7 protein-coding genes are annotated in these 7,840 nt (G+C 61.2%); all 7 read left to right on the plus strand.

The features are described from left to right. Nucleotides 1-157 precede the first annotated feature (157 nt). Nucleotides 158-949, plus strand: coding sequence for an enoyl-CoA hydratase/isomerase family protein (locus LJ738_RS20970; RefSeq protein WP_227788313.1), 792 nt, complete (start codon nucleotides 158-160; stop codon nucleotides 947-949). Between the two features lie 98 nt (nucleotides 950-1,047). Further along, nucleotides 1,048-2,559 carry a polysaccharide biosynthesis C-terminal domain-containing protein gene (locus tag LJ738_RS20975; protein WP_227788314.1) on the plus strand — a complete coding sequence of 504 codons (1,512 nt, stop codon included), beginning with the start codon at nucleotides 1,048-1,050 and terminating at the stop codon, nucleotides 2,557-2,559. A 66-nt stretch (nucleotides 2,560-2,625) separates the two neighbouring features. After that, on the plus strand, nucleotides 2,626-3,060 hold the full coding sequence (gene dut, locus LJ738_RS20980; protein WP_227788315.1) for a dUTP diphosphatase: 435 nt from the start codon (nucleotides 2,626-2,628) through the stop codon (nucleotides 3,058-3,060). 62 nt (nucleotides 3,061-3,122) lie between these two features. Then, complete coding sequence (locus LJ738_RS20985; RefSeq protein WP_227788316.1) at nucleotides 3,123-4,133, plus strand: sugar phosphate nucleotidyltransferase; 1,011 nt, start codon at nucleotides 3,123-3,125, stop codon at nucleotides 4,131-4,133. 114 nt (nucleotides 4,134-4,247) lie between these two features. Continuing rightward, complete coding sequence (locus LJ738_RS20990; protein ID WP_227788317.1) at nucleotides 4,248-6,065, plus strand: tetratricopeptide repeat protein; 1,818 nt, start codon at nucleotides 4,248-4,250, stop codon at nucleotides 6,063-6,065. After that, nucleotides 6,058-6,837 carry a lipoprotein insertase outer membrane protein LolB1 gene (gene lolB1, locus LJ738_RS20995; protein ID WP_227788318.1) on the plus strand — a complete coding sequence of 260 codons (780 nt, stop codon included), beginning with the start codon at nucleotides 6,058-6,060 and terminating at the stop codon, nucleotides 6,835-6,837. Before LJ738_RS20990 ends, lolB1 begins: the two co-directional genes overlap by 8 nt. Nucleotides 6,838-6,861: 24 nt before the next feature. Next, on the plus strand, nucleotides 6,862-7,840 hold a 979-nt coding region (locus LJ738_RS21000; protein WP_410779931.1), incomplete at its 3' end, for a murein hydrolase activator EnvC family protein.

Here is a 7,840-nt window from a genome sequence, read left to right on the forward strand (position 1 = left end):
AGTACTTGTCCCATAAGTGCGTGCGAAATTCCAGCCCGGAAAATACACCATCACTCTTTGGGACTATACACCTAGTCCAGCGATTGGCCCGGCTACCCTCGGCGGGCATGTGCCCTATCTTTGGCCGGACCAAATCATTCAGGCCCCTTTCTCCGCTATGTCTGCTTCTTACGAAAACCTGCTCTACGACCTGGACGCCGCCAGCGGCATCCTCACCATCACCATCAACCGCCCCAGCAAGCTCAACGCGCTGAACGGCGCCACCATCGATGAAATAGCCGCGGCCATGCAGCACGCGCTTGACGAGCCACTGGTGCGCGGCATCATCATCACCGGCAGCGGCGAGAAAGCGTTTGTGGCCGGCGCCGACATCGCCGAGCTGGCCGCCCTCACGCCTGCGCAGGCCCAACGGGCGGCTGAGCGCGGCCAGGAAGCCTTCTGCCGGATTGAGGAAAGCACCAAACCCGTGATAGCCGCCGTGAATGGCTTTGCCCTGGGCGGCGGCTGCGAGCTGGCCATGGCCTGCCACATGCGCGTGGCCGCCGAAAACGCCCGCTTCGGCCAGCCCGAAGTGAATCTGGGATTGCTGCCGGGCTACGGGGGTACCCAGCGCCTGCCCCAGCTTATTGGCAAGGGAAAGGCCATCGAGCTGCTGCTCACAGCCGACCAGGTAAAGGCGGAGGAGGCGTTGCGCCTGGGCTTGGTAAACCACGTGGTGCCACAGGCCGAGCTGCTGGCCTTCTGCCAGCAGCTGCTGGGCAAAATTCTGGGCAAGGCGCCCCTGGCCGTGGCCATGGTGCTGGAATGCGTGAACGCGCACTACGCCAAAAAGGCCGACGGCTACGAGGCTGAGGCAAAATCCTTTGGCCGCGCGTTCGAAAGCGACGACTTCAAGGAGGGTACGCAGGCCTTTGTGGAAAAGCGCGCGGCGGTGTTCACCGGGAAATAAGCCTGTTTCAATGAGAAATGAAGAATGAGGAATGAAGAATGGCCAAAAGCAGCCGTTCGCAATTCTTCATTCTTCATTCCTCATTCTTCATTGAAAGAATGAGTGTAGCCAAAAAATTAGCGTCGCAAACCGCCGTGTATGGCGTCAGCAGCATTGTGGGCCGGGTGCTCACTTACCTGCTGGTGCCGATATACACCGGGGCGTTTGCAGCGGCGGAATACGGCGTGGTGACGGGGCTCTACGCCTACGTTTCGTTTCTGAACGTGGTGTTTACCTACGGCATGGAAACCACGTACTTCCGCTTCGCCAACCGGCCTGGTACCGACCGCCGCGAGCTGTACGACCGGGTACTGAGCCTGCTGCTGGTGAGCACTGCGGGGCTTACGGCCCTGCTCATGCTGCTGGCGCGCCCGCTGCTGGGGCTGCTGGAGATACCGCCCGGCCACGAGCAGTACGCGGTGTGGGTGGCCCTGATTTTGGGGCTGGATGCGCTGACGGCCATTCCGTTTGCGCGGCTGCGGCTGGAAAACAAGGCGCGAAAGTTTGCCACCATCAAGCTGGTGGGCATCGTGGCCAACGTGGCGCTGAACCTGTTTTTTATCGTGCTGTGCCCGGCGGTGGTCAGCGGGAAGTGGCTGCCGGCCCTGCAGCCGCTGGTGGCACGCCTCTACGACCCCACGGTGGGCGTGGGCTACGTATTCCTGTCCAATCTTTTTGCGAGTGCCCTCACGCTGCTGCTGCTGTGGCGCGAGCTGCTGGACTTCCGATTTCGGCTCAACCTGGCCGTGCTGCGGCCGCTGTTGGGCTACGCCTATCCGCTGATGCTGATGGGCCTGGCCGGCATGGTAAACGAGACCCTGGACCGGATTCTGCTGCCTAAGTGGCTGCCCGATAACTTCTACCCCGGCCAAAGCAGCCTAACGGCGGTGGGTATTTACGGCGCCTGCTACAAGCTAAGCATCTTTATGTCGCTCGTGATTCAGGCGTTCCGCTACGCGGCCGAACCGTTCTTCTTTGCCCAAAGCACCGAGAAGAATTCGCCGGCCACGTTTGCCATGATTTTGAAGTGGTTTACGCTGTGCTGCGCCATTATTTTCGTGGGCATCAGCCTGAACGTGGAAGACTTTGGGCAGCTGTTTTTGCGGCGGCCGGAGTATTTGCAGGGCCTATTGGTGGTGCCGATTCTGCTGCTGGCCAACCTGTTTTTGGGCGTATACTACAACCTGTCGGTGTGGTTTAAGCTCACGGACAGAACGTACTACGGCACGTACATCGGGGCCGGCGGCGCGGTGCTCACCATTGCCCTCAACTTCCTGCTCATTCCGTTATTGGGCTACCTGGGCTGCGCCATTGCTACGCTGGCCTGCTACTTTACCATGGCCATCCTGTGCTGGCGACTCGGCGAGCGGCATTTCCCGGTGCCGTACCCAGCGGTGCGGCTGGGGCTGTGGCTGCTGCTCGCTTCGGGCCTGGTGGGGTTGGGCTGGTGGGTGCAGGTAGATGGCTGGTGGGCGCGCCATGCCTGGCACGCGGGGCTCACGGTGGCTTTTCTGCTGGCGCTGTACGTGGTGGAGCGGCCGCGCACGGCCGCACCGCTGGTGGTCCGGTAGGGGAGTGGCTGGCTTCGGGCCGTTCCTATATTTGCGCACCCCGCTTGTTAGCTCAACTTTTCTCTGATGCAGATTCCCGTAATCAACCACTCGCACCACCCGCTGCCCGAATACCAGACGCCCCACGCCGCCGGCCTCGATCTGCGCGCTAACCTGGAGGCGCCAGTGACGCTCGGGCCGCTGGAGCGGGCCCTGATTCCAACGGGCCTGAGCCTGGAAATTCCGGTGGGCTACGAAGCCCAAATCCGCCCCCGCAGTGGGCTGGCCTACAAGCACGGCATTGGGCTGGTGAATAGCCCGGGAACGATTGACGCCGATTATCGGGGAGAAATCAAGGTGCTGCTGGTGAATTTGTCGAACGTGCCCTTCGTGGTGAACGATGGCGAACGCATTGCCCAGCTGATAGTTGCCAAGCACGAAACCATTTCCTGGCAGCCCGCCGAGGCCCTGAGCGAAACCCAACGCGGCGCGGGTGGGTATGGAAGCACGGGCGTGGGCTAGCGCTATAGTGTAATTCCCGAAAGCTTCGCCTACATTTAATCCTCCACTTCAATACTTCTATTGTGAAAATCATCGTACCGATGGCCGGCATGGGCAAACGCATGCGTCCCCACACCCTCACCGTTCCCAAGCCCCTGATTCCGATTGCGGGCAAGCCCATTGTGCAGCGCCTCGTGGAGGACATTGCCAAAGTGTGCGGCGACCAGGTAGAAGAAGTGGCGTTCATCATCGGTCGTTTTGGCGACGCGGTGGAGAAAAGCCTGCTGAAAATTGCCGAATCGGTGGGCGCCAAAGGCACCATCGTGTACCAGGACGAGCCCCTGGGCACCGCCCACGCCATTCTGTGCGCCAAGGAGTCGCTGAGCGGCCCGGTAGTCGTGGCCTTTGCCGATACGCTGTTTAAGGCCGACTTTACGCTGGACTCTTCCGTGCCCGGCACCATCTGGGTGCAGCAGGTGGAAGACCCCCGGCCGTTTGGGGTGGTGAAGCTCAACGAGCAGGGCCAGATTACGGAGTTTGTGGAGAAGCCCCAGGACTTTGTTTCGGACCTGGCCATCATCGGCATCTATTATTTCCAGGACGGCGAGTACCTGCGCAACGAGCTGCAGTACCTGCTCGACAACGACATCAAGGACAAGGGCGAGTACCAGCTCACCAATGCCCTGGAAAACATGAAGAACAAAGGCACGGTATTCGTGCCCGGCCGCGTAACTGAGTGGCTGGACTGCGGCAACAAGGACGCCACTGTATTCACGAACCAGCGTTACCTCGAGTACCTGAAGGAGCGCGGCGAGTCGCTGGTGGCCAAGTCGGCCATTATCACCAACTCGGTGCTGCTCGAGCCGGTGTACATCGGCGAGAATGCCATCGTGACCGATTCGGTAGTGGGGCCGCACGTGTCGCTGGGCGACCACGCTAATGTACGTGACTCCCGCCTGTCCAATTCGATAGTGCAGCAGTCGGCCTCGGTGCTCAACGCCGTCATCACCAATTCGATGATTGGCAACTTCGCCACCGTGACCGGTACGCCCGACGACTTAAGTCTCGGCGATTATAACCAGCTTCGCGTGTGACATTTTAAGACGGAAATGCGTTACTAACGACGCGGCCTTCTGGTGAGGGTCGCGTCGTTGGGCATTATTACCCGTAATTTCGTGAGCCGGGCCCAAGGTCCGGTTTTATTGTATATGCGTCAAGTTGTTCTTAGTCTGATGTTTTGGTTGGGGCTGGCAGCTGTAGGCTATGCACAGCCCACGGAGGGCGCTACCTCTCCGCCTGCTAAGCTGACCCGCAAAGAACAGCGGGCCCTGGAAAAACAACAGCGCGAAGCCAGCAAGAAGCAGGCTGAGGCTCAGGCCAAACGGGGTACCGCGCCGCTTTCGGAGCGCGACCGCGAGCACAGCGAGGCCCTGTTTGTAGAGGGCGTGAAGTACGTGCTGCTGGAGGACTACCCCAAGGCCCTCGAGAACCTGCTGAAGGCCTACGCGCTGAACCCGGACAATGCGGCCATCAACTACAAGATAGCCGAGGCCAACCTGCAAAGCGGCAACCTGCGCGACGCCACCAACTACGCCGAGGCCGCCACCCGCCTCGACCCGAAAAATGCCTATTACTACCTGCTGCTGGCCACCATTCAGGCCAGCCAGAAGCAGTACGACGGTGCTACCAAAACCTATGCGGCCCTCATCAAGCAGGTGCCCAACTCCGGCAGCTACCTGTTCAACTTAGCCGACCTGTACCTGGCCCAGAACAAGCTGCCCGAGGCCCTGACCACCCTGGAGCAGGCCGAAAAGGAGTTTGGGCAAGTCGACGAAATCTCCTTCAAAAAGCAGCAGATTTACCTCAAGCAGAACAAGCTGGACCAGGCCCTGGCCGAAGGCGAGAAGCTCATTCGGGCCAACCCCAACGAGCCCCGCTACGTGCTGGCCCAGGCCGAGATGTACGCCAGCAACAACCGCCTGCCCGATGCCTTGCGCGTAGCCCAACAAGCCTTGCGCCTCGAGCCCGAAAACCCCCAGGCCCACATGATTCTGGCCGAGGTGTACCGCCAGCAAAACCAGCCCGACGAAGCGGCCCAGCAGCTCAAGCTGGCCTTCGCCAGCCCGGCCCTGGACATCGACGAGCGGGTGCGCATCCTGGTGGGCTACATCAAGCAGCTGCCCAACCCCAAGGAAGCGGTAAACCAGCTGGCCCGCGACCTGGCCGCGGCCACCATCAAGATTTACCCCAAAGATGCCAAATCCTATGCGGTGGCCGGCGACATCCAGACCCTGACCGACAAGAAGAAGGATGCCCGCGATACGTATCTGAAGGCCCTGCGCTACGACAACTCCAAGTTCCAAATCTGGCAGCAGGTGGTGCTGATTGATGCGGAGCTGAACCAGACCGACTCGCTGCTGGTGCACACCGACCGTGCCCTGGAGCTGTTTCCCAACCAGGCCTCGCTGTGGTTCTACAACGGCGTGGCGCATCTGCTGAAAAAGCAGCCCCAGAAAGGCGTGAAGGCCCTGGAGCACGGCCGCAAGCTGGTGGTGAACAACCCGGAGCTGCTCGGCCAGTTCGACGCGCAGCTGGGCGACGCTTACCACGAAATGAAGGACTACGCCAAGTCGGACGCGGCCTACGAGGCCGCGCTGGTCAGCGACCCCAACAACGTGCAGGTGCTGAACAATTATAGCTACTTCCTGTCGTTGCGGGGCGAAAAGCTCGACAAGGCCAAGCAGATGTCGGGCAAGGTGGTAAAGCAGTTTCCCGACAACGACACCTACCTGGACACCTACGCTTGGGTGCTGTATAAAATGAAGGATTACGCAGGCGCCAAAGCCACCCTGGAAAAGGCCCTGCCCAAAACCAAAGACGCTTCCGTGGTGGAGCACTACGGCGATGTGCTGTACCAGCTCGGCGAAAAGGACAAAGCCGTGGCCGAGTGGCAGCGCGCCCGCAAAATGGGCGTGGCTTCGGACCTGCTGGAGCGCAAATTGAAAGACCGAAAACTGTATGAATAAACTCACTCTGCTGCTGGCCCTGGGGCTGCTGTTGGGCAGCTGCCACCGCAAAGCGGTACCCACTACCTCGGCCAACGGCCCGGGCACCTCGGTATCCGTGGCCGAGCCGTCGGTGCGGGCCACCAATACCACGTTTACCTTCCTGAATGCCAAGGGCAAGGCCCAAATCAACATGAAGGGCAACAAGCAGGGCGCCAACGTGACGCTGCGCATGCGCCGCGACAGCATCATCTGGATTTCGGCCGGCCTGGTTGGCGTAGAGGGCGTGCGCGCCGTGCTCACCCACGACTCGGTGCGGGTGCTCAACAAACTGGAGAAAACCTATTTTTCGGGCGGCTATGACTACTTGAGCAAGCTGCTGAACGTGCCCGTGAGCTTTGCCCAGATGCAGGCCCTGCTGCTCGGCGACTACCTGCCAGCGCCTACCGGCACCACCCCCAAAGTGGCCACCGAAGAAGCCGGCCGCCAGCGCGTGAGCTACCCCTTGGCGGGCGTCATGATTGAGCGCCTGCTGCAAGCCACCACCGGCCGCGTGCAGCAGCTTAAGGTGAGCGACGACTCCACCAAGCGCAACCTTACCGTGGATTATACCGATTTCCGGCCCCTGGACGAGCAGGCCAATCTGCCCTTTGCGCACGCTACCTTTATCCAAGCTCAACAGGCGGCGCTGGGCGTGATTACGGCGGCCATCAACTACACCAAGGTGAATGCGGGGCGCGAACGCCTGGCCTTTCCCTTTGTAATCCCCAAGGGCTACAAGCGTCAGAAATAAACAATGGGTTTTGAATGGCGCACGTTGAATAATCAGGTACAGAAGCAGGCTGGTAAGAAGGGGAGCGCGCCGGGGAAGCCCAGTGCCGGGCAAGGCCGCGGGCGGTGGGTACTGCTGTGCCTGCTGAGCTTGTGGCTGGCCGTGCCCGCCGCTGCCCAGCACCAGAGCAAAAGGCAGCCCACCAAAAGCACCAAAGCCAAGCCGCGCACGGCTACCCGCACGGCCCGGCCCAAAAGCAAGGCCCAGCTGGAGCGCGAGCGGCTGGCCAACCTGCGCCAGATTCAGCAAACCAGCCAGGCCCTGAACCAAACCCAGGAAAAGAAGAAGGTGAGCCTGGGCCAGCTGCACGTCATCACCGAAAAGCTGACGGTGAAAAAGCAGGTCATCCAGGGGATTTCGACCCAGCTGCAGGGCATCGAAACCAACGTGCACCAAACGGCCAAGCAGGTGCTGCAAACCCAGCAAACCCTGAGCGAACTAAAAGCCGAATACGCCCGCCTGCTCTACACGGCGTCCAAAACGGCCAGCGGCTTCAACCAGCTGATGTTTTTGTTTGCGGCTGATTCGTTCAACCAGTTTGCCTTGCGGCTGCGCTACATCCGGCAGTACACCGAGGAGCGGCAGCGGCAGGCGGCCCGCATCATGGGTGCGCAGTACCGGCTGCACGAGCAGCTCACGGGCCTCACGCAGCAGCAGCAGCGCAAAAGCCGGTTGCTCAGCAGCCAGCTCAACGAGAATAAAAACCTGCTGACGCTGAAGTCCAAAGAAGATGAAATGGTGCAGCAGCTCAGCCAGCAGGAGCAAGGGCTGCGCCAGGAGCTGGAGGAGCATCGCCGCTCGGTGGTACGCCTCGACAACCTGATTGCCGAGCGCGTGCGCGAAGAAATTGCCCGGGCCGCCCGCGCCGCCCGCCTGGCGGCGAAGCGCGAAGCCGCTTTGGCCGCTGCCCGGGCTGCCCGCGCCGCCGCGGCCCGAAGGGCGGCCGCGGGCACCGCCCCCAGCG

The organism is Hymenobacter plasmatis (assembly GCF_020711255.1).
Classification (GTDB): domain Bacteria; phylum Bacteroidota; class Bacteroidia; order Cytophagales; family Hymenobacteraceae; genus Hymenobacter.